Consider the following 22,171-nt stretch of genomic DNA (forward strand, 5'->3'; position numbering starts at 1 on the left):
GCCGACGTGCAGGAGCCGAACGATGACCGACAAGCAGACGGTGCGCAACTTTGTCGACGGCGGCTACGTCGACCCGGTCGACGGCGGCTACCAGGACCTGGTCGACCCGTGCACCGGTGAGGTGTTCGCCCAATCACCAACGTCCAGCCCCGCCGACGTCGACCGGGCCATGTCGGCCGCCGCCACCGCCTTCGAAAGCTGGCGGGACACCACCCCGGCGCAGCGGCAGCTGGCCCTGCTCAAGCTGGCCGACGCGGTCGAGGCCCGCGCCGCCGACCTGGTCGACGCCGAGGTCCGCAACACCGGCAAGCCACGCCAGCTGACCGCCGACGAGGAGCTGCCGCCCAGCGTCGACCAGCTCCGGTTCTTCGCCGGGGCGGCCCGGGTGCTGGAGGGCAAATCGGCCGGCGAGTACCTGGCCGGGCACACCTCCTACGTACGCCGGGAGCCGATCGGGGTCTGCGCGCAGGTGACGCCCTGGAACTACCCGCTGATGATGGCGGTCTGGAAGATCGCCCCGGCGCTGGCCGCCGGCAACACGGTGGTGCTCAAACCGTCCGACACCACCCCGCTGTCCACGCTGCTGCTGGCCGAGATCGCCGCCGAGTTCCTGCCGCCGGGCGTGTTCAACGTGGTCTGCGGCGACCGGGACACCGGCCGGGCGTTGGTCGCCCACCCGACCCCGGAGTTCGTGTCGATCACCGGTTCCACCCGGGCCGGCATGGAGGTGGCGGCCGCCGCCGCACCCGACCTCAAGCGCACCCACCTGGAACTGGGCGGCAAGGCCCCGGTGGTGGTCTTCGACGACGCCGACGTGGCGGCGGCTGCCGAGGCGATCGCCGGTGCCGGCTACTTCAACGCCGGGCAGGACTGCACCGCGGCGACCCGGGTGTTGGCCGGACCGGGCGTGCACGACGACTTCGTCGCCGCCCTGGCCGAGCAGGCCCGGTCGACGAAAACCGGACTACCGGACGAGCCGGACGTGGCGTACGGGCCGTTGAACAACGCCGACCAGTTGGGCCGGGTCACCGGCTTCGTCGACCGGCTACCGGACCACGCGCAGCTGCACACCGGCGGCGCGCGCGTCGGTGACCGGGGCTACTTCTACGCCCCGACGGTGGTCGCCGGGGTGCGCCAGCCGGACGAGATCATCCAGGACGAGGTGTTCGGGCCGGTGATCACCGTGCAGCGCTTCACCGACGAGGACGAGGCGGTCCGGTGGGCCAACGGCGTCAGGTACGGCCTGTCCGCCTCCGTGTGGACCCGCGACCACGGCCGGGCGATGCGGATGACCCGCCGGCTCGACTTCGGCTGCGTCTGGGTCAACACCCATATCCCGATCGTGGCGGAGATGCCGCACGGCGGCTTCAAGCACTCCGGCCACGGCAAGGACCTGTCCATGTACGGGCTGGAGGACTACACCCGGCTCAAGCACGTCATGCACGCGATCGAGGACTGACCTGGCCCCGCCGCCGCCCGAGGGCACCGCCGAGCACCACCAGCAGCAGCGCGACCGCGAACATCGCCGTACCGACCACGTTGACCTGCGGCGGGATGCCACGCTGGGCGGCACCCCAGACGTACATCGGGAAGGTGACGGTGGTGCCGGAGTTGAAGTTCGTGACGATGAAGTCGTCGAACGACAGCGAGAAGGCCAGCAGCGCGGCGGCCACGATACCGGGCAGCACCAGCGGCAGGGTGACCAGGCGGAACGTCTGCCATTCGGAGGCGTACAGGTCCATCGCCGCCTCCTCCAGACGGGTGTCCATGCCGGCCAGCCGCGCCTTCACGGTGACCACCACGAAGCTCAGGCAGAACATCACGTGGGCGGTCACCACGGTCCAGAAGCCGAGCGGCACCGCCCCGGCCACGAACAGGGTCAGCAGCGACGAGCCCATCACCAGCTCCGGCGTGGCCATCGGCAGGAAAATCAGCAGGTTGACCGCGGACCGGCCACGGAACCGGTGCCGGACCAACGCGAACGCCATCAGGGTGCCGAGGATCGTGGCCCCGGCGGTGGTCAGGAACCCGATCTGTACGCTGCGCAGCACCGCGTCGCACATGTCGCTGGTCGCGCACGGCTGCCGCCAGTTGTCCCACGTGAACTCGTTGAAGTCGTAGGACAGCCGGCTGGACGGCCGGTTGAATGACAACCCGGCGACCACCGCGACCGGCAGCAGCAGGTAGCCGAGCACCAGCAGGCCGACGCCGAACACCCAGCGGTCGACCAGCCACCGGCCGATCCGCGCACCGATCCCCGCGCCGGTTGGCGCACCTGGGCCCGTCACAGCACCTCCTCGGTGCCGGCGCGCCGGACGTAGACCGACACGATGATCAGGATCGCCGCCATCAGCAGGAAGGACAGCGCCGCCGCCTGCGGATAGTCCAGCCGCACCAGGAACGCCGAGTCGATCACGTTGCCGATCATGTACTCGTTGGGGGTGCCGAGCAGCCGGGCGTTGATGTAGTCACCGGAGGCCGGGATGAAGGTCAGCAGGGTGCCGGCGACCAGGCCGGGTGCCGACAACGGCAGGGTGACCCGCCAGAAGGCCCGCGCCGGGCTCGCGTACAGGTCGCTGGCCGCCTCCAGCAGCCGGGGATCGAGCCGGTCCAGGCTCGCGTACAGCGGCAGCACCATGAACGGCAGAAAGTTGTACGTCAACCCGAGCACCACCGCGACCGGGGTGAACAGCAGCCGGCCGTCCGGCGCGAGCAGGTGCAGATCCCGCAGTACGCCGACCAGCCAGCCGTTCTCCGACAGAATCGTCTTCCAGGCCAGGGTGCGGACCAGGAAACTGGTGAACATCGGGGCGACGACGCAGATCAGCATCAGGTTCTTCCACCGGCCGGCCCGCCGGGCGATCGCGTACGCCAGCGGGTAGCCGAGCAGCACCGCGATCACGGTGGCGATGCCGGCGAAGAGGAAGCCGCGACCGAACTGCGTCCAGTACGCCGACAGCGCGTCCGGGTAGTTGCCGAACGACCAGGTCATCGCGTACCCGGTGGCCAGCGAGCCGGTCGGGTCGTACAGGCTGGTCGCGGCGAGCTGCACCGCCGGCACCGCGAAGAACAGGGTCAGCCACGCCCCGCCCGGCAACAGCAGCAGGTACGGCAGCAGCCGGTCGCGCCGCCGGGCGGCCGGCACCGGGGCGGGGGGCTTGCCCGCTCCCCCGCCGACGTGGGCCAGGATGCTCATGACGCGGGTACGGCGTCGTCGAGCAGCGGGGCGGTCTGGTCGCCGGTGCCCGGCTCACGGGCCAGCAGGAAGGCGTGCGCCGGCTGCCAGTAGGCGACCACGTCGGCACCGACCGGCAGCAGAGCTCCGTCCCCGCTGTTCGGGCTGAACACGCTCAGCTCGGTGCCCCAGCCGGTGCGCACCTGGTACTGGGTGCTGACCCCGAGGTACGCCAGTTCGGTGACCACGCCGGTGACCGACTGCGCCCCGGCCGGTACGCCGTCCGCGTCCCGGGTCAGGGCGAGCTTTTCCGGGCGTACCCCCAGATGGACCGGACCGTCGACGGACCGGGACCGGGCCGCGGGCACGGTGAACCGCGAGCCGTACGCGGTGACCAGCACGTCGTCGCCGGATCGGCCGGTGGCCTCGCCGGCCAGCAGGTTCGACTGGCCGAGGAAGTTCGCCACGAACGCGGTCGCCGGAAACTCGTACATCTGCGCGGGTGGGCCGAGCTGCTCGATCCGGCCGGCGTTCATCACCGCGACCGTGTCGGCCATCGTCATGGCCTCCTCCTGGTCGTGGGTGACGTGCACGAAGGTGATGCCGACCTCGGTCTGGATGCGTTTCAGCTCGGCCTGCATCTGCCGGCGCAGTTTGAGGTCGAGCGCGCCGAGTGGTTCGTCGAGCAGCAGCACCTGCGGGTGGTTGATCAACGCGCGGGCCAGGGCGACCCGCTGCTGCTGCCCGCCGGAGAGCTGCTGCGGTCGGCGCGGGCCGAACCCGTCGAGCTGCACCAGGGCGAGCATCCGATCGACCTGCGGGCGCACGTCGCGGATGCCACGCCGCCGCAGTCCGAACGCGACGTTGTCGGCCACACTGAGGTGCGGAAACAGCGCATAGCTCTGGAAGACGGTGTTCACCGGCCGCCGGTACGGCCGCAGCCGGGTGATGTCCCGCCCGCCGAGCAGCAGCCGGCCGCTGGTGGGCTGTTCCAGCCCGGCGACCATCCGCAGCGTGGTGGTCTTGCCGCAGCCGGAGGCGCCGAGCAGGGCGAAGAACGCGCCCTGCGGGATCGTCAGGTCGAGTCCGTCCACGGCGGTGAACGGGCCGAACCGCTTGGTCAGGTCGGTCAGCTGCAGGTCACCGGCGGGTGGGTCGGCTGGGCGTGGGCCGCCGCCGGTCGGGTCGGTCGCCATCGGTTGCCGCCTCAGGCCCCGATGACCTGCTGGAACTTCTGCTCGTACGTGCGTTCCTGCTCCTCGGTCAACGCCATGAACACCTTGGCCTGGCCGAGCAGCGTCTCGTCCGGGAAGATCAGCGGGTTGGCGGCCAGCTCCGGGTCGATGGCGGTCATCGCCTCCTGGGCACCGGCGACCGGGCAGATGAAGTTGACGTACGCGGCCACCTCGGCGGCGACCGCCGGGTCGTAGTAGTGATCCATCAGCTTCTCGGCGTTGGTCTTGTGGGCGGCCTGGTTCGGCACCTGCATGTTGTCGGAGAAGAGAATCAGCCCGGACTCGGGTGCCTGGAAGACGATGTTCGGGTCCTCGGCGGCGAGCTGGATCACGTCTCCGGACCAGCCGATGCAGGCGGCGACGTCGCCCCGGGCGAGGTCGGCGGCGTAGTCGTTGCCGGTGAACCGGCGGATCTGCCCGTCGGCGACCGCTTGGCGCAGCTTCTCCAGAGCGTCGTCGAACTGCGCGTCGGTGAACTCGGCCGGGTCGTGCCCGTTGGACTGCAGCAGCAGCCCCATGGTGTCGCGCATCTCGGTCAACGCGGTCACCCGGCCCTTGAGGTCGGCCCGGGTGAGCAGGTCGTCGATGGTGCGGACCTCGCCGGTGACGGTGCCGTTGTAGGCGATGCCGGTCAGCCCGGACTGCCACGGTACGGCGTACGAGTCGTCCGGGTCGAACGGCCTGGCCTTCAGCGACGGCAGCAGGTTGGCGGTCACGTCGGGCATGTTCGCCTTGTCCAACTGCTGCACCCAGCCGAGCCGGATCATCCGGGCGGCCAGCCAGTCGGTGAGCACCATGATGTCGCGGCCGGTGGGCTGGCACGACGACAGCTGGTTCTGCACCTTGCCGAAGAACTCGTTGTTGTCGTTGATGTCCTCGGTGTAGGTGACCGTGATGCCGGAGGTCTGCTGGAACGCCTCCAGGGTGGGTCGGCGGCTCTCGTCGTCGGCGTCGACGTCGATGTACTGCGGCCAGTTCGAGAAGTTGATCACCTGTTCGCTGTCGGACAGGTCCTCGCTGACGCAGCTCTCCTCGGTCTGCTGGGCTGCCGGGGTGCCGCAGGCAGCGATCGCGCCGCCAGCGAGCAGCAGCCCACCGGAGGTGGCGGCGCCGCGTGCCAGAGTGCGTCGGGTAAGGGTACGGCGCATGCCGAGGGCCGCGAGCAGTGCGGCGGCCGGCGCGGACGGTGGGGGGCGGAGGCGACTGCGCATGGACGGCTCCTGAAGGGTGCGGGCCGGCGGGGCCGACCCGAAGGCAAGGCGTAGCTTGTGAACCAATCAGACGCCGATCCTGGCATGCAGATTCGCACTTCACAAGGGATTCCGTTGCGCAGCTCGCCGTTGGCCACGAAATACGCCAGACTCGGACTCTTAACGCCGACCCACTCGGCGACGTATCAGCGGTGCGGCACAATGCGCCGATTCTGACAGACGAGGAGACCCGGATGGGGACACGACAGCAGGGCGGCGACGGCTCCGGTCACGTCGTCCTCGACGACGTGGCGAAACAGATCATCGAACAGTTGCAGGAGGACGGGCGGCGCCCGTACGCGACGATCGGCAAGGCGGTCGGGCTCTCCGAGGCGGCGGTCCGCCAGCGGGTGCAGCGGCTGCTCGACGCCGGGGTGATGCAGATCGTCGCGGTCACCGATCCGCTGCAGCTCGGCTTCCCCCGCCAGGCGATGATCGGGCTGCGTACCGCCGGGGATCTGGAGACGGTCGCCGACCGGCTTGCGGAGCTGGACGAGGTCGACTACGTGGTGATCACCGCCGGGTCGTTCGACCTGCTCACCGAGGTGGTCTGCCGCAACGACGACCATCTGCTGGAGATCCTGCAGCGGATGCGTACGGTCGACGGGGTCGTCTCCACCGAGGCGTTCGTCTATTTGAAGCTGCGCAAACAGACCTACACCTGGGGCACGGCCTGACCCGCGTCGGCAGCGCCCCACCGGCGGGACCACGGGTGGGCGCCGGTGCGACATATGTCGATTGTTCACCGGAGTCCACAGGGGTCACCACTCGGTGCTACTTTGGAGCTACCCATGGTGACCAGACGGAGAGGCATCAGTCGTGCGCAATTATCTTCGCAGCGCCCTGGCGGCGACGCTACTGGCTGTGGCAACCACCATCGCGCTCACGGCCACCCCAGCGCAGAGCGCCCCACCCGACTACTACACCGTCATTTACTACTACTACTCGGACAGCAGCCACACCACCGAGGTCGGCATCGGCTACCGCTTCCGGTGCCCAGATGGCAACTACAAGTATCTGACGGGCGAAAGTACCGCGTACTTCACCTCGATCACGGTCCCGTACTGCTTCTAGCCCGACCAGGACGGCACGGTACGGCCACAAGCCGGTCGCGCCGGCAGCCGACCCCTGGGGTACGGCCGGACCAGTCGGATTGATTCGCTTCCCTACCCTGACGGCACACGCCGAGGGAAGTGGGGCAACGGATGCGTCGTCAGCTACGGGTGATCGCGGGTGTCGGAGCGCTGCTGGTGTTGACCGTGACCGGCTGCACCACGGTCAGCACCGAGTCGGACCAGGTGGCGCTGCACTATGACGCGGGCGCCTTCTCCAGCACCACCTACCAGGCCTGCGTCACCCAGAACAACCGCACCTGGGACGGGCCGGGCGAGCGGTACTACGTGTACCCGGCCGGCCAGCGGACGTTCGACTTCACCGGCAACGAGGGCTCCGAGTCCACGCCGTTCGTCGTGGTCTCCAAGGACAACCAGGAGCTGACCGTCTCCGGCGGGTTGACCTTCCACCTGGACACCTCGTGTGCCGACGAGGGTGGGATGCTGCGCGAGTTCCACGAGGAGATCGGGCTGAAGTTCCAGCCGGTGATGGACGACGACGGCCGGACCACCAGCCACTGGCTGGACCTGCTGCGGTTCTACGTCGGGCAGCCGCTGCACAAGGCGATGACCACCGAGGCGCAGAAGTACGACTGGTTGGCGCTGTACAACGATCCGGCCACCCGGGCCGCGTTCGAGACGGCGATCAACGAGGACCTGGGCGCGGCGGTGCAGGCCACCACCGGCGGACGGGCGTACTTCCTGCAGTTCAACCTGACCCTGCAGAAACCGACACCGCGTCAGGATCTGGTCGACGGTCTGGCCGCGGTGCAGGTGGCGATCACCGAGCGTCGGGCGATCGTCGAGCAGAACGCCACAGTCGAGGAGAAGCTCAAGCAGATCCGCCAACTCGTCGAGGTGCTCGGCCCGGAGGGCTACATCCTGTACGAGGTGTTCCAGCGCTGCCTGACCGACGAGACCGCGAAGGGCTGCCCGACGTTCCTACCGGTGCCGGCCGGCGGCAGCGTCGACCTCAACGCCGGGCGCCCGGCGAACACCGACTGACCGCTCGCGAGTGTTTGTCGGATCTTCACCGCCCCACATTCCGCCTACGAGTTGCTACGGTATAACTACCGAAAGTCGAGCATCCTGAAGGGACTCGTACCGTGCCGGCTGTCATCCGCAACGCCCTCGCCGCAGCCCTGCTCGCCGTGTCCACCACCCTCGTGGTCACCAGCGCCCCGGCCCAGGCAGCACCCCCCGACTACTACGTGATCGTCACCCACTACTACTCGGACAGCAGTCACACCAACCGGGTCGGCACCTGGTTGCGTGGCCCCTGCCCCGACCGGGACTGGGACCGCCTGTCCGGCGTACGCACCCCGTTCTCCACCAGCGGAATCCACCCCTGCCCGTAGGCACGGACAGGATTCTCCCGGGCCGGCCGGCGTCGGCGACAACCGACCCGGTCGGCTTCGTCGACTCCCCGGAACTGCTGATCACCGATGAGATCCAACGTGTCCCGGAACTGCTGCTGGCTATCAAAGCCGCCGTGGATGAGGATCCCCGACCAGGTCGATACCTTCTCACCGGCTCCGCGCGGTTGTTCGGCACGTCAGCCGCTCCCGACGCGCTGCCCGGCCGGATGGAGACCATCGAGCTCTGGCCGTTCTCCCAGGGTGAGCTGGAAGATGAGCCGGACGGCTTCGTCGACGCCATCTTCACGCTCGGCCCTGAGTTGCGCCACGAGTCCGCCGTGACCCGCGCCGACTACGCCGCCAGAATCGTGCGCGGCGGTCTGCCCGAAGCCACCTCCCGCGACGACCCCCGCCGTCGTCAACGCGATGCTCTCGCTGCGACGACGTTCCAGCTTCCCGTTCACCCGGGTATGTCCGAGGCGGCCCTAGGATGGGTCGCGGACCGCATCCGCGTCTTCGCCGAAGGGCAGCTCCCATGACGATCCGGCACAACACCGCGTCCGCTGTCGTCCTCGACGACGAGGATCGAGTCCTGCTCCTGCACCACAAACAAGATCGGCCTATGGCTCTACCCAGGCGGGCACATCGACCCCAACGAGGACCCGGCCCAGGCGGCGGTGCGTGAGGTGGCCGAGGAAACCGGGATCCAGGCCACCGTGCTCGGCGAGCCTGCGTTCACCCACCCGGCGGTCGCAAGCCATGCCGCCCCGTGGACGGTCATCGAGATGGACGTGACCGACTCCAAGATCGGCGCGCATCGGCACATCGACTTCGCGTACGTGTGCCGCGCCTCCGGTGGCGACCTGACCGCGCAGCTGGAGGAAGTCGCCAGCGCCCGCTGGGTGCCGGTCGCCGACCTCGCCGGGCTCCCCACCCCGGCCGAGCTGCCCGAACTGGTCGCTGCGGCCTCGCGGTGGGCCAAGACACACAGATAGATGGCGAGCGGTTCCACCGACTTGCGCCGAAGGGCGGACCGCAGCCCGGGTCCGCCCTTCGGCGTATTCGTGTGACGGCGTCACACGTGGTCGGGTGGACCGCGCAATGTCAGCGAACGGCCCTGACTGGCCGACTCACCCGTGATGCGGATTTCGTCGTTGTAGCTGGCTCGAGTTGCTCAAACCGTAGGTGAACGGCACTGTTGATCTCGTGAACCTTGCAGCGAGCGGCGCATCTGTGCGATAACCGTAGCCAGGACGGCGCTGTGCGAGCGCCGGTGCGACCGACGCGATGGGGCCACGACATGGGCAACCCGACCGACCACCTCTGGCTGCACTTCACCCGGATGTCCAGCTACCTGGACGCCCCGGTGCCGACAATCGTGCGCGGCGACGGCGCGTACGTCTGGGACAGCGAGGGACGCCGGCTGCTGGACGGGCTGGCCGGGCTGTTCGTGGTCAACGCCGGCCACGGGCGCACCGAGCTGGCCGAGGCCGCCGCGAAGCAGGCCAGCGAGCTGGCGTACTTCCCGCTCTGGTCGTACGCGCACCCGACGGCGATCGAGCTGGCCGAGCGGATCGCCGCGCTCGCCCCCGGCGACCTCAACCGGGTCTTCTTCACCACGGGCGGCTCCGAGGCGGTGGAGTCGGCGTGGAAGCTGGCCCGCGCCTACTTCAAGCGGGTCGGCAAACCCACCAAGCACAAGGTGGTCAGCCGGGACATCGCCTACCACGGGACCACGATGGGGGCGCTGGCGATCACCGGGCTGCCCGGCATCAAGGCCGACTTCGAGCCGCTGGTCCCGGGCGGGATCAAGGTGCCGAACACCAACTTCTACCGGGCGCCGGAGCACGGCGACGACCCGGTGGCGTTCGGCCGGTGGGCGGCCGACGAGATCGGCCGGGCGATCGAACGCGAAGGCCCGGAGACCGTCGCCGCCGTCTTCCTGGAGCCGGTGCAGAACGCCGGCGGCTGCTTCCCGCCGCCGCCGGGTTACTTCGAGCGGGTACGCGAGATCTGCGACGCGTACGACGTGCTGCTCGTCTCCGACGAGGTGATCTGCTCGTGGGGCCGGCTCGGCGAGTACTTCGGCGCCCAGCGGTACGGCTACCAGCCGGACATCATCACCACCGCCAAGGCACTCACCTCCGGCTACTCCCCGCTCGGCGCGATGATCGCGTCCGACCGGCTGATCGAGCCGTTCCTGCACGGCACCGAATCGTTCGGTCACGGGATCACCTTCGGCGGACATCCGGTCTCCTGCGCGGTGGCGCTGGCCAACCTGGAGATCTTCGCCCGGGAGGAGCTGACCGGGCACGTACGGGCCAACGAAAGCGCTTTCCGGGGCTCGCTGGAGAAGCTGTACGACCTGCCGATCGTCGGTGACATCCGGGGCGACGGGTACTTCTACGGCATCGAGCTGGTCAAGGACAGGGCCACCCGGACGAGCTTCGACGACGCCGAATCGGAGCGGCTGCTGCGCGGGTTCCTCTCCGGCGCGCTGTTCGCCGCCGGGCTGTACTGCCGGGCCGACGACCGGGGAGATCCGGTGATCCAGCTCGCCCCGCCGCTGATCGCCGGCCAGGCCGAGTTCGACGAGATCGAACAGATCCTGCGGGCCGTGCTCACCGAGGCCTGGCAGCGAATGTAGCGCGGGCCGACGGCGGAAGGTGGTGGACCATGCGCGGTCACGGTGACTACCGGGACGTGTCGCACTGGATGGCCACCGTGGACGACGAGCTGGCGGCCCGGCCCGCGCTGGACGGCGACACGGTCGCCGACGTGGCGATCGTCGGCGCCGGCTACACCGGGCTGTGGACGGCGTACTACCTGACCCGCGCCGACCCGGCGCTGCGGATCGTGGTGCTGGAGAAGGAAATCGCCGGGTACGGCGCCTCCGGGCGCAACGGCGGCTGGTGCTCGGCGCTGCTGCCCAGCTCACCGACCGCGCTGGCCCGCCGGCACGGCCGGGACGCCGCCATCGCGATGCAACGCGCCATGTACGCCACGGTCGACGAGGTCGGCCGGGTCGCCGCCGCCGAGGGCATCGACTGCCACTGGAGCCACGGCGGCACGGTCACCCTGGCCCGTACCCCGGCGCAGCTGCGGCGGGCCGAAGCGGCGGTGGCCGAGGTCCACGCGTACGGCGGCACCGACGCCGACCTCACCCTGCTGGACGCTGACGCGGCAACCGCCCGGTGCGCCGCCGACGGCGTACTCGGTGGCACCTACACCCCGCACTGCGCGGCGATCCACCCGGCCCGGCTGGTCCGTGGCCTGGCCCGGGCCGTCGAACGGCGCGGGGTGACGATCCACGAACGGACCCCGGTCACCGGGTACGGCCCCGGGGCGGCCCGGACACCGACCGGCACGGTCCGCGCCCCGGTGGTGGTACGGGCGACCGAGGGCTACACCCCGGCGCTGCCCGGCGCCCGCCGCGCGGTGGCCCCGATCTACTCGCTGATGATCGCCACCGAGCCACTGCCGGACGAGACCTGGGCCCGGATCGGGCTGGCGCGGCGGGAGACGTTCAGCGACTACCGGCATCTGATCATCTACGGGCAGCGGACCGCCGACGGCCGGCTGGCGTTCGGCGGGCGGGGCGCGCCGTACCACTTCCGGTCCCGGATCCGGCCCGAGTACGACCGCGACCCACGGGTGTTCACCGCGCTGCGCCGGACGCTCGGCGAGCTGTTCCCGGTGCTCGGCGACGCGGTGCCGGTGACCCGGACCTGGGGCGGCCCGCTCGGCGTCGCCCGCGACTGGGCGGCGTCGGTGGGGTTGGACCGGGCCACCGGGCTGGCCTGGGCCGGCGGGTACGTCGGCGACGGAGTGGGCACCGCCAACCTGGCCGGCCGTACCCTCGCCGATCTGATCCTCGGCGTGGACAGCGAGCTGACCGCGCTGCCCTGGGTCGGGCACCGCTCGCCGCGCTGGGAGCCGGAGCCGCTGCGCTGGCTCGGCGTCAACGCGGGTCTACGGCTGGTGACCGCCGCCGACGCGGCCGAGAACCGAGGGGACCGGCCGTCCCGGCTGGCCGGGCTGCTGGGCCGACTGACCGGGCAGTGACGGCCGTACCGCCTGTGGCCGGGCTGGCGGAGCGGGGTCGGGGCGGGGCGCAGTCGGGGGCTGATCGGCCGGGCGTCAGGCCGGCGGGATCACCCGGAGGTGGCCGCGGCGGCCGGTCGACGGGTTGATGTCGATGTCGACGGCGTCCGGGGCGCCGGGGCGCGGTGGTGGGGCCGGTCGGGCTGCTTCCCGGACCGCCTCGGCGAGCGCCACCAAATCGTCGGTGGTCGGCGGGGGCGGGTCGAACTCACCCTCGTGCCGGACGACCTGCCAGCCACGGGGCGCGGTCAGGCTGCGGGCGTGCTGCTCGCAGAGGTCGTAGGTGTGCGGCTCGGCGAACGCGGCGAGCGGGCCGACCACGGCGGTCGACTCGTTGTAGACATAGGTCAACGTGGCGACGGCCTGGCGGGGGCAGCCGTTACGGGAGCAGCGCCGTGATGACCTCACGGCGGCACGTTATCTCTAATACCGGCTCCACGACCAGCTTGCCGACGCGACACGCCGGGACTCCTGATCCCCACGCCCGGAAAGGGCCGATCCGGACTACGCTGGGCAGGTGACCGGAGGATTCCAGTGACCATTCCCGTGCCCGGCAGCGCGCAGACGCCCCGCCGGGCGCGTCGGGATCGCCGGGACCGGCACGGGCGCGGGCTGCGTGGTCGGCTGGTGCCGGCGACGGTGCCGTTGGCCCGGACCAAGGCCGAGGTCTTCGACGAGCTGGTCCTGGACACGGTCGAGACGCTGGAGCGGCGCTTCGCGAAGGAGCTGGCCGGTGTCGAGTTCGCCGTCGAGGACGTCCCACCGGATCTGAACGTCTACGACTCCGACGTGCTGGAGGACGGCGAGGTGCCGTTGGCCCGGTTGCTGCCCGGCCGGCCGGGGCGTCAGGAGATGCCGCCACGGATCGTGCTCTACCGGCGTCCGCTGGAGTTCCGGGCGTTGAACCGGGAGGATCTCGCCGACCTGGTGCACGACGTGATCATCGAGCAGGTGGCAAATCTGCTCGGCGTCGACCCGGACGAGCTGGCCTGACTCGGCAACCCGCCCGGGCCGACGGCGGCAGGTCAGGCGACCCTGCGCTTGAGCTTGCGTCGTTCCCGCTCGGACAGTCCGCCCCAGATGCCGAACCGCTCGTCTTGACCGAGCGCGTACTCCAGGCACTCGGACTTCACCTCGCAACGAGAGCAGATCCGCTTTGCCTCGCGGGTGGATCCACCCTTCTCCGGGAAAAACGCCTCCGGATCGGTTTGCGAGCACAGCGCCCGCTCCTGCCACTCCGGGGCGTTACCGAGCAGGTCCGCGACCTCCAGCCGACCATCCATACGCGTGCCTCCTTTCGCGCGCCGCCCCACCCGGCCGGCGCAACCCCCCACGCGGAAGGCGTGTCCATCTTGCCCGTTCGATCCGGTTTTGATGCAGCCCGTCCGAGCGACCCCGTTGAAATTACACGCGTGTAATGCGTGCGTCGTCAAGACGAACCTGGTAAATGGGCTTGCTGTCGCGCACCGGTCACCCGCCCTCCCCGTCGTCATCCGGCCCGCAACCTGCCCTATCGATTCAGCCCCCCACCGGGTAACGCGGGACCGGCGAGTCGCACCACCCGCTCGGCCAGTCCCAGCGCCGACGACCCTGTCCGCAGACAACACCGAGCCGGTGCCGCTCACGCGGCACCGGCTCGGTCTCCGGTCGGTCGACCGGTCTACCTCACCTGCCCTACTTCCCTCCCCAGAGGTCAATCACGCCTACGGCCCAGAAGCCGATCGCGCCTAGCACGTCGATCTCGTCACACTGTCGTGCGGGAGTCCCGTCACCCTGCCTTGGGGATCAGCCGCCCAGCGGCGGCGTGCTGCGGCCAGACGAACTCGGTCACCGCCCCGCCGCTGATCGCCACCTGACCGGCGGGCACCTCGTCGGAGCGCCACACGGTGTAGGAGCCCGCCGGCAGATCGGTGTAGACGGCGCTGAAGAAGACTCCGTCGCGTACCTGCCGCTCCCGGACCGCCGCATGGGTACGCGGGGCCGGATCCGGCTGGTCCGGACCGGCGGTCGGGCTGATCTCGATCTCCCGGCCGTGGAACTCCTGTCCGGTGTAGATGATCAGGGCACCCATGTCGCCGCCGATGTCGAGGACGACGCCGCCGGTCTCCGACGGGGCCAGACTGTGCTCGTGCATGCTCCCCACCTTCTCTGGATGTGCCGGGGTCGGCCCGGACGGGACGTGCGGGCCGGTCAGGACGGGTTGTTGAACCCGTCGTACGGCACGCCGAGGTACGGGAAATGCTTCAGGAACGGGGCAGTCACGTCGGCCGCGCTCAGCCCGTGGGTCACCGCGCCGGCCGCGTCGTCCGGGGTGAAGTTCTGATCGATCAGCGGGAACGTCAAGCCGGCGATGGCCCGGAGCGAGATGGTGACCACGTCGTCGGTCGTCCGGCGGCCGTTCGGGAAGCCGGCCAGGTCGCCGCCGAGCAGACCGAACCGGTCGGGCTGCTCCGCCGGCGGGATCGCGGTGTTCAGCCGCAGCATGTCCGCCTGCAGATCGCCGGTGTTGTTCTGAAAACCGTCGATCAGCCCGGCCGGGATTCCGGTCAGTAGGATCGCCACCAGATCGGCTCGGGGCACGCCAGACTCGTTGAGCTCGGCAAGGTTGGGAAAGACGTCCGGGTAGAGCACCGGCAGCAGCTGCGCCAGTTCGGGCTTCTCCACCAGGCCCGCGAAGCGCTTGTCCTCCGACGGGGGCAGGGTGTTCCACAGGTCCTTCTGCGCCATCGGCACGATGACCTCGTTGAACAGTGGATTACCGAGTCGCGACACCTGTACCGCCGGTCCGACGTTGACGTCGGCCGCCTTGGCACTGCCCAGCATCCGTACCTGCTGACGCGCGGCGGAGGTCCAGACCCCGATCACCGATCGCTGGTCGTTGACGCCGTACTGGCCGCCACCACTGACCAGATGGTTGATCGGGACCTGCAGCGCGATGCTGGAGACGTTCAGCCGGTCGGTCGCGTTGACCGGTTCGTCCGCCACGTTGAAGATGTCCTTACCGACTACGTGGAGCTGCTGGAACGGCCGTAGGTTTCCGAGGTCGAAGATCGAGCCCAGGTCGACGAAGAACCCCTCGGCCCGCTGCCCGGCGAAGACCCGCTCGCCGCTCTTGAGCTGGAAGGTGGCGTCGTTGGCAAGCCCCACGTAGTCGGGGGTGGACAGCGGACCGATGTTGCACGGCGGGCAGGGCACGTCGCGGGCCAGCAGCTGCGCCTTGCCGTGCGCATCGACCTTGGTCAGACTGTAGAACTGGCGCCTGTTCCAGTTCTCACTGTCCAGGGCGTCGATTGGCCCGGTGTTGTAGAGGAACGTGTTCTCGTTGGTGATCTCGGTGCGGAACTGAAACTGGTAGGTGATGTCCGGATGGCCGTCACCATTGTTGTCCACGTGGATCGAGTAGAGCACGTCATCGCCGAACTCGAAGAAGTTCGGCCCGCCCGACGGCACCTGAAAGGGCAGATAGTTGGCGATCAGAGTGACCGTGTCCGGACGGTCCGGACTCACAAAGGCATAGACGTCGGTACTGTCAGCGACCGGGTCCTTGGATATCTCCGGCGCTTCACGGTGCGAAGACATGACGAACCTACCTCACATAGCCTGAGAAGATCGGTGAGTGACGCGGTACGCGTCAGGTGAGACGTGCCCTTACGGCGCACTCAGCCCTGGCGGGCGGCGCGCTGCAACCGGGCGGCAAGGCTTTTGTCTTGTACCTCGATCCGCGACGTGCCGACGAAGACGTCCAACGTCCCGTTTGACGGATCCCGCAGGTGGACGACGATTGCCTCGTCACCTTCGGCAGATCCGGCGAGCCGGCTGTCCACAGCCGATGACAGGCCGGTGACGCTGACCGCGGCCGCGCCGACACCCGCGCTCGCCGCGACGGTCAGCACCTGGCGGCGGGACAGTTTGAACTTCGGTCGGTTCCGCTGGCGAGTTCTCATGGACAACCCTTCCGGTGGGTCAGGGGGTAACCCACTGTCGCGATGGGACCAGTGCCGGCGCGGCCCATCCGTCACCCGCGGTCGCCGGCACCTGTTCATACGGCCGACGACGCCGGTGGGTTCGATCATCCGCCAATCGACTTTTGTCGGACGCGCCACCGCACGGCGTCGGCCGGGACCGAGGCCGATCCGGCCGCCGGTGGGCAGCGGTGGGCGCAGGGCGGAAAGCCGGCATCAGCGTTGGTACGCGGTGGACCGTCGGACCGCCGGACGGCCGGCGGCGGCCGCGATCGACTGCAACTGCGCCTCGGTACGCGCTGAGCCGTTCGCCGAACCGGCCATCCGGGAGATCGTCTCCTCCATCAGCGTTCCGCCGAGATCGTTGCACCCGCCTTGCAGCATCGCGACGGTGCCCTCGTCGCCGAGTTTCACCCAGGAGCACTGGATGTTGTCGATCCGGCCGTGCAGCAACAGCCGCGCCATGGCGTGCACGGCACGGTTCTCCCGCCAGGTCGGCCCCGGCCGGGCCAGCCCAGCGAGGTAGATCGGCGCATTGGTGTGCACAAATGGCAATGCGACGAACTCGGTGAAGCCGCCGGTGCGGTCCTGCACCCCGGCCAGCACCCGGAAATGCGCCAACCACTGGCCGGGATGGTCCACGTGCCCGTACATCATCGTCGAGCTGGACCGCAGCCCCAGCTCGTGCGCGGTGGTCACCACCTCGACCCAGGTGCCGGCCGGTAATTTGCCCTTGGTCAGCACCCACCGCACGTCGTCGTCGAGGATCTCCGCTGCGGTCCCCGGGATGGTGTCCAGTCCCGCCTCGCGCAGCATCAGCAGCCAGTCCCGGACCGGCATGCCCGCCTTCGCGGCGGCGGTGACGATCTCCATCGGGGAGAAGGCGTGCACGTGCAGCTGCGGCACCCGTCGCTTGACCGCCCGGACCAGCTCGGCATACGCGGTCACCGGCAGCTTGGGATCGATGCCGCCCTGCATGCAGACCTCGGTGGCACCGGCCCGCCACGCCTCCTCGGCCCGGTCCGCCACCTGCTCGGCGGAGAGCCGGAACGCATCGGCGTCCCGTTCCCGCTGGGCGAACGCACAGAAGCGGCAGCCGACGTAGCAGACGTTGGAAAAGTTGATGTTGCGGTTGACCACGTAGGTGACGTCGTCGCCGACGGTGTCCCGGCGTACCTCGTCGGCGATCCGGCAGACCTGGTCCAGCGCCGCGCCATCGGCAGTGAACAGGGCGAGCGCCGCGTCGGTGTGCCGTGGTTGCAGCAGCGCCGCCGGATCGTCGGCGGCCAGCCGCAGCCCGGCCCGCAGATTCGCGTCGCCGGCGCCGTCGCCCTTGGTGCCGGCACCGGTCGGTGCGCTGATCCGGCCGGCGACCTCGGCCCAGTCGCCGTACACCCGGTCGAAGTCGCCCCGCCGGTCCCCGGTCCGCCCGGTGGTGTCGATCGTGGTGTGCAGATCGGTCCGGCCGACTGGGGCAAACACCTCCTCCGGCTCCTGCCAGGGGCGGCCGACCGGCATCGCCGACTCGTCGGCCAGACCGGTGCCCGGCTCGGCGAGCGCCGACACGTGCGCGGCGAGCCGGGGGTCCAGCCACGCCTCGCCGCGCCGCACATACTCGGGGTAGACAGTCAGCCGTTCCCGCAGAGTGAACCCGGCGGCGGCGGTACGCCGGGTCAGCTCGTCGATCTGCGGCCAGGGCCGCTCCGGGTTGACGTGGTCCGGGGTCACCGGCGACACCCCGCCCCAGTCGTCGATGCCGGCCCGCAGCAGCAGCGCGTACTCCCCCTCGACCAGGTTCGGCGGGGCCTGGATGCGGGCACCCGGCCCGAGCAGGAGGCGACCGACGGCAACCGTCGCGGCCAGGTCACGCAGTTCGGCGTCCGGCATGCCACGCATCGCCGTGTCCGGCTTGGCGCGGAAGTTCTGCAGGATCACCTCCTGGATGTGGCCGTACTCGCGGGCCGCCGACCGGATCGCGAACAGCGACTCGACCCGTTCCCGGAGAGTTTCGCCGATGCCGATCAGCAGGCCGGTGGTGTACGGCACGCCGACCCGACCGGCGTCGGCGATCGCCCGCAGCCGCACCGCCGGTTCCTTGTCCGGCGAGCCGTGGTGCGGGCCGCCCGGCTCGGACCACAGCCGGGTCGCGGTGGTCTCCAGCATCATCCCCATGCTGGGCGCCACCGGCTTGAGCCGTTGCAGCTCGGCCCAGCTCAGCACCCCCGGGTTGAGGTGTGGCAGCAGACCGGTCTCCTCCAGTACGGCGATCGCGCAGGCCCGCAGATAGTCGACGGTGGAGTCGTAGCCCCGCTCGTCCAGCCACCGGCGGGCCGCCGGCCAGCGGTCCTCGGGCCGGTCACCGAGGGTGAACAGCGCCTCCTTACAACCCTGTGCGGCACCGGCCCGGGCGATCGCCAGGACCTCGGCACGGTCCAGGTACGCGGCGGGCAGCCGGCCCGGCACGGTGGCGAAGGTGCAGTAGTGGCAGCGGTCCCGGCAGAGCCGGGTCAACGGGACGAAGACCTTCCGCGAGTACGTGATCACGCCCGGCCGGCCGGCGTCGCGCAGCCCCGCGTCGCGCAGCGAACCGGCGAGGTCGAGCAGTTCGTCGAACTCGCCATCGGTGGCGGCCAGCAGCGCGGCGGCCTCATCCAGGTCGAGGCTGCGGCCGGTCGCGGCACGACGCAGCGCCCGCCGGACGCTGGTGGTGGTGGGCTGTTCCGCCGGGGCGGCCCCGGTCACTCGGGCGACGACGGATTCAGTGTGCTCGGCCACCACTGCAGACTAGGCCCTCGGGCCTGCGCCGGCCGGTGGCGCTCGCCACAGCGCCCACCGGCGGCCAGCGGTGATCAGGAGATCCGTTGGGTCGTCCCGGCCGAGCCCGGCTCCTCCGGACCGGGCTCGTTCCCAGCCGGCCCCGGCTCGTCCCCGGGCGGGGCCGGCGGCCCGGATGACGGCGCAGGCGGAGCAGGCGGCGCGTACATCGGATGCGGGCCGCTCTGCGGCGGTGGCGGTGGCGGTGGCGGGTACGCCGGTCCGGGCTGACCGGACTGACCGGGCTGGTGGTACGGGTGGTACGGGCCCGGCTGGCCGTATTGACCCGGCTGGCCGTAGCCGGGCGGCGGTGGGCCGTACGGACCGGGGTGACCGTACTGCCCCGGCTGGCCGTAGCCCGGCGGGGGACCGTAGCCGCCCGGTGCCGGCGGCTTCGGTCGCACCACCTGGTAACGCCCCTGCCAGATCCGCCACAGTGCATACCCGGCGACACCGAGCACCGCCAGCCAGGCCGCCCGGGTCAACAGCGCCTGGAATCCGCCGCGGATGGTGTCGTCGACCAGCACGACGAAGCCGACCAGCAGCCCGAACAGACCACCGAACACCGCGGCGACCCCGTACTCGACGAGGGCGACCAGGGTCATCAGCCGAGCCCGGCCCAGCTCCGGGGTGAGGTGCGTGGCGAGCAGCACCGCCAGCAACGGGAAGCCGACCGTAACCAGATTGACGAAGCTGCCGAAACTGTCCGCCGAGCGGCGGGCGAACCCCGGCCCGAAGCCGAGCCGGTACGGCACGAGCAGGTCCAGCATTGCGGTGAACAGGAACACTGCGGTGGCACCGAGCAGGACGGCGGCGGCGAACTCCCGCAGCGGCATGGTGAGATCTCTGGCCGGCGGCCGGTCGCCGGGCCCAGCCTCTGGTTGGGTGGTCACGCATTCTCCCGGTGCTCGCAGGTGGCGGCGGTCGATGCCGGTGAGCGTAGTGCTCCGCCGATGGACGAGGATGGACGGCATGCGGATCGTGGTACTGACCGGCGGGATCGGCGGCGCGAAGTTCCTGGTCGGCGCGCGGGAGTACGCCCGACGCACCGGAGCCGAGCTGACCGCCGTGGTCAACGTCGGTGACGACGTCATCCTGCACGGGTTGCGGATCAGCCCGGACCTCGACAGCGTGATGTACACACTCGGCGGTGGCGCGGATCCGGAGCGTGGCTGGGGCCGGGTCGACGAGACCTGGGCGGTGAAGAACGAGCTGGCCGCGTACCAGGCGGAACCCACCTGGTTCGGGCTCGGTGACCGGGACGTCGCCACCCACCTGGTCCGCACCACCATGCTCAACGCCGGCTACCCGCTGTCGGCGGTCACCGAGGCGCTCTGCGCCCGCTGGCGGCCGGGGGTGAGGCTGCTTCCGGCCACCGACGACCGGCTGGAGACCCACGTCGTCGTCTCGGACCCGGAGTCGGGGCCGGGGCCGGGGCCGGGGCCGGGGCCGGGGCCGGGGCCCGATGCCGGCGGCGAGCGGGCCATCCACTTCCAGGAATGGTGGGTACGCCATCGGGGCGCGCTGCCCACCCACCGGTTCGTCTTCGTCGGCGCGGCACAGGCCAAGCCGGCGGCCGGCGTACCGGAGGCACTGGCCGCCGCCGACGTCGTGCTGATCGCACCGAGCAACCCGGTGGTGAGCATCGCGCCGGTGCTCGCCGTACCCGGGATCCACGAAGCGCTGGCCGGCAATACGGCCCCGGTGGTCGGGGTCTCGCCGATCATCGGCGACGCCCCGGTACGCGGCATGGCCGACCGGTGCCTCGCGGTGCTGGGTGAACCGTGCACGGCGGCGGGGGTGGCGGCGCTCTACGGTGCCCGGCGCGCCGGTGGGCTGCTGGACGGCTGGCTGGTCGACCCGGTGGACGAGGCCACCCGGGTGCAAGGGATCGAGGTGCGGGCCGTACCGCTGTGGATGTCCGACGAGACGGCGACGGCCGCGATGGTCGGCGCCGCGATCGAACTGGCCGGCCGGCCGACCGGGGTGACCGGATGAGGCTGGAGATCCTGCCGGTCGCCGGGATCGGCGAGGTGGTTCCCGGTGACGACCTGGCGGCGCTGATCGGGGACGCCGCACCCTGGCTGCGCGACGGCGACGTCCTCGTGGTGACCAGCAAGATCGTTTCGAAGGCCGAGGGCCGGCTGGTGGATCTGCCGGCCGACGAACCGGACCGCAGCCTGGTCCGCGACGAGGTGCTGGCCGCCGAGACCGTCGAGGTGGTGGCACGGCGTGGGGCGACCCGGATCGTCCGGACCCGGCACGGGTTCGTGATGGCGGCCGCCGGGATCGACAACTCGAATGTGGCTCCCACCCGGCTGGTGCTGTTACCGGTCGATCCGGACCGGTCGGCCCGGCAGCTGCGCGCCGGTCTCTACGCCCGGCTGGGGCTCGATCTTGCGGTCGTCGTGTCGGACACCATGGGACGGCCGTGGCGCAACGGCCTGACCGACGTCGCGCTCGGGGCCGCCGGTATCGACCCGGTGCGCGACTACCGCGGCCAGACCGACCGGTACGGCAACGAGCTGCGGCTGACGCAGATGGCGGTGGTCGACGAGATGGCTGCTGCCGGGGACCTGGTGAAGGGCAAGTCGGAGCAGGTGCCGGTGGCGGTGGTCCGCGGCTACCCGTGGCGGGCCGAACCGCCGGCGGGGCCGGCCGGTCCCGCCGGGCCGGGCGTACGACCGCTGATCCGCGAACCAGGTCAGGACCTGTTCACGCTGGGTACGGCGGAGGCCCGCCGGGCCGGGCTGCTCGCGGCGGCGACCCTGCCGCCGGGCGGGCCGGCGGGCGCTCCGGCCGCCGGAGTCGACGACCCTCGTCCGGTCGACGGCCCGTCTGCGGTCGACGGCGAGACCGTGGCCCGGGCGGTCCGGCTGGTGTCCGAGGTGGTGGCCCCCGGCACCCGCTTCGAGCTGGCCGACGCCGACAGCCTGCGGAGCGCGGCCGACGGTTTGCCGGCCGACGCGGCGTACCCGGCGTTGCTGCGCTGCCGGCCGCCGGGCGATACGCCGCCGGACCTGGTGCGCTTCGGCACCGACCTGCACCGGCTACGGGCGGCGCTGGCGGCCGACGGTGTCGCCAGCGCCGAGCTAGGTACCGTCGCCGGCCCCGACGGCACCGTCGTCCTGCTCGGGCTCGTCGCGACGCCGTGACGGACC

22 protein-coding genes and 1 pseudogene are annotated in these 22,171 nt (G+C 70.8%); 12 read left to right on the top strand and 11 right to left on the bottom strand.

What is annotated here, in order from left to right:
* The first annotated feature begins 22 nt into the window (after positions 1-22).
* The gene (locus O7610_RS17055; protein WP_123605959.1) at positions 23-1,459 is read left to right on the top strand and encodes a gamma-aminobutyraldehyde dehydrogenase; all 1,437 of its coding nucleotides are present in this window, start codon (positions 23-25) and stop codon (positions 1,457-1,459) included.
* On the opposite strand, the gene O7610_RS17060 is transcribed toward O7610_RS17055, so the two are convergent.
* Genes O7610_RS17060 through O7610_RS17075 form a run of 4 tightly spaced genes read right to left on the bottom strand, consistent with a single transcriptional unit; the run spans position 1,437 to position 5,621 of the window.
* Positions 1,437-2,288 carry an ABC transporter permease gene (locus tag O7610_RS17060; protein ID WP_289211356.1) on the bottom strand — a complete coding sequence of 284 codons (852 nt, stop codon included), beginning with the start codon at positions 2,286-2,288 and terminating at the stop codon, positions 1,437-1,439. The two genes, O7610_RS17055 and O7610_RS17060, sit on opposite strands and share 23 nt — an antisense overlap.
* Positions 2,285-3,196, bottom strand: a complete 912-nt coding sequence (locus O7610_RS17065) for an ABC transporter permease (protein WP_281551727.1) — start codon at positions 3,194-3,196, stop codon at positions 2,285-2,287. Before O7610_RS17065 ends, O7610_RS17060 begins: the two co-directional genes overlap by 4 nt.
* Positions 3,193-4,371, bottom strand: a complete 1,179-nt coding sequence (locus O7610_RS17070; protein ID WP_289211357.1) for an ABC transporter ATP-binding protein — start codon at positions 4,369-4,371, stop codon at positions 3,193-3,195. Before O7610_RS17070 ends, O7610_RS17065 begins: the two co-directional genes overlap by 4 nt.
* An 11-nt stretch (positions 4,372-4,382) precedes the next feature.
* The gene (locus O7610_RS17075; RefSeq protein WP_289211358.1) at positions 4,383-5,621 is read right to left on the bottom strand and encodes an ABC transporter substrate-binding protein; all 1,239 of its coding nucleotides are present in this window, start codon (positions 5,619-5,621) and stop codon (positions 4,383-4,385) included.
* Between the two features lie 233 nt (positions 5,622-5,854).
* On the opposite strand from O7610_RS17075, the gene O7610_RS17080 reads away from it, so the two are divergent.
* From O7610_RS17080 to O7610_RS17115, 8 genes and pseudogenes are all read left to right on the top strand, one after another.
* The gene (locus tag O7610_RS17080; protein WP_281551730.1) at positions 5,855-6,337 is read left to right on the top strand and encodes an Lrp/AsnC family transcriptional regulator; all 483 of its coding nucleotides are present in this window, start codon (positions 5,855-5,857) and stop codon (positions 6,335-6,337) included.
* A 142-nt stretch (positions 6,338-6,479) separates the two neighbouring features.
* The gene (locus tag O7610_RS17085) at positions 6,480-6,734 is read left to right on the top strand and encodes a hypothetical protein (protein ID WP_281551731.1); all 255 of its coding nucleotides are present in this window, start codon (positions 6,480-6,482) and stop codon (positions 6,732-6,734) included.
* 131 nt (positions 6,735-6,865) lie between these two features.
* Complete coding sequence (locus O7610_RS17090; RefSeq protein WP_289209499.1) at positions 6,866-7,777, top strand: SPFH domain-containing protein; 912 nt, start codon at positions 6,866-6,868, stop codon at positions 7,775-7,777.
* Between the two features lie 101 nt (positions 7,778-7,878).
* Positions 7,879-8,130, top strand: coding sequence for a hypothetical protein (locus O7610_RS17095; RefSeq protein WP_281551733.1), 252 nt, complete (start codon positions 7,879-7,881; stop codon positions 8,128-8,130).
* Between the two features lie 29 nt (positions 8,131-8,159).
* A pseudogene (locus tag O7610_RS17100) lies at positions 8,160-8,555 on the top strand (AAA family ATPase); the annotation flags it as partial.
* Positions 8,556-8,807: 252 nt separating this feature from the next.
* Complete coding sequence (locus tag O7610_RS17105; RefSeq protein ID WP_281551734.1) at positions 8,808-9,125, top strand: NUDIX domain-containing protein; 318 nt, start codon at positions 8,808-8,810, stop codon at positions 9,123-9,125.
* A gap of 305 nt (positions 9,126-9,430) precedes the next feature.
* A complete protein-coding gene (locus O7610_RS17110; RefSeq protein WP_281551735.1) occupies positions 9,431-10,777 on the top strand; it encodes an aspartate aminotransferase family protein in 1,347 nt (448 codons plus the stop codon).
* Positions 10,778-10,806: 29 nt separating this feature from the next.
* A complete protein-coding gene (locus O7610_RS17115) occupies positions 10,807-12,195 on the top strand; it encodes an NAD(P)/FAD-dependent oxidoreductase (protein WP_281551736.1) in 1,389 nt (462 codons plus the stop codon).
* 75 nt (positions 12,196-12,270) lie between these two features.
* Here the strand turns inward: O7610_RS17115 and O7610_RS17120 are convergent, their stop codons facing one another.
* Positions 12,271-12,642 carry a DUF3499 domain-containing protein gene (locus O7610_RS17120; protein WP_281551737.1) on the bottom strand — a complete coding sequence of 124 codons (372 nt, stop codon included), beginning with the start codon at positions 12,640-12,642 and terminating at the stop codon, positions 12,271-12,273.
* 219 nt (positions 12,643-12,861) lie between these two features.
* On the opposite strand from O7610_RS17120, the gene O7610_RS17125 reads away from it, so the two are divergent.
* A complete protein-coding gene (locus O7610_RS17125) occupies positions 12,862-13,227 on the top strand; it encodes a metallopeptidase family protein (protein WP_233606708.1) in 366 nt (121 codons plus the stop codon).
* A 32-nt stretch (positions 13,228-13,259) separates the two neighbouring features.
* Here the strand turns inward: O7610_RS17125 and O7610_RS17130 are convergent, their stop codons facing one another.
* The 6 genes from O7610_RS17130 to O7610_RS17155 form a co-directional block, all read right to left on the bottom strand.
* Positions 13,260-13,517, bottom strand: a complete 258-nt coding sequence (locus tag O7610_RS17130) for a WhiB family transcriptional regulator (protein WP_281551738.1) — start codon at positions 13,515-13,517, stop codon at positions 13,260-13,262.
* A gap of 485 nt (positions 13,518-14,002) precedes the next feature.
* Complete coding sequence (locus tag O7610_RS17135) at positions 14,003-14,368, bottom strand: phospholipase (RefSeq protein ID WP_281551739.1); 366 nt, start codon at positions 14,366-14,368, stop codon at positions 14,003-14,005.
* A gap of 56 nt (positions 14,369-14,424) precedes the next feature.
* The gene (locus O7610_RS17140) at positions 14,425-15,813 is read right to left on the bottom strand and encodes a DUF4331 domain-containing protein (RefSeq protein ID WP_281551740.1); all 1,389 of its coding nucleotides are present in this window, start codon (positions 15,811-15,813) and stop codon (positions 14,425-14,427) included.
* 80 nt (positions 15,814-15,893) lie between these two features.
* Entirely contained in the window at positions 15,894-16,178 is a 285-nt protein-coding gene (locus tag O7610_RS17145) for a hypothetical protein (RefSeq protein ID WP_281551741.1), read from the bottom strand.
* A gap of 234 nt (positions 16,179-16,412) precedes the next feature.
* On the bottom strand, positions 16,413-18,938 hold the full coding sequence (locus tag O7610_RS17150; RefSeq protein ID WP_289213637.1) for a bifunctional FO biosynthesis protein CofGH: 2,526 nt from the start codon (positions 18,936-18,938) through the stop codon (positions 16,413-16,415).
* Between the two features lie 107 nt (positions 18,939-19,045).
* Positions 19,046-19,903 (bottom strand): hypothetical protein, encoded by an 858-nt coding sequence (locus O7610_RS17155; RefSeq protein ID WP_289211359.1) that lies wholly within the window; start codon positions 19,901-19,903, stop codon positions 19,046-19,048.
* Between the two features lie 79 nt (positions 19,904-19,982).
* On the opposite strand from O7610_RS17155, the gene O7610_RS17160 reads away from it, so the two are divergent.
* Both O7610_RS17160 and O7610_RS17165 read left to right on the top strand, forming a co-directional pair.
* Complete coding sequence (locus tag O7610_RS17160) at positions 19,983-21,008, top strand: 2-phospho-L-lactate transferase CofD family protein (RefSeq protein ID WP_281551743.1); 1,026 nt, start codon at positions 19,983-19,985, stop codon at positions 21,006-21,008.
* The gene (locus O7610_RS17165; protein WP_281551744.1) at positions 21,005-22,165 is read left to right on the top strand and encodes a coenzyme F420-0:L-glutamate ligase; all 1,161 of its coding nucleotides are present in this window, start codon (positions 21,005-21,007) and stop codon (positions 22,163-22,165) included. Before O7610_RS17160 ends, O7610_RS17165 begins: the two co-directional genes overlap by 4 nt.
* Positions 22,166-22,171: the final 6 nt, after the last annotated feature.

This window comes from Solwaraspora sp. WMMA2065 (assembly GCF_030345075.1).
GTDB lineage: Bacteria > Actinomycetota > Actinomycetes > Mycobacteriales > Micromonosporaceae > Micromonospora_E.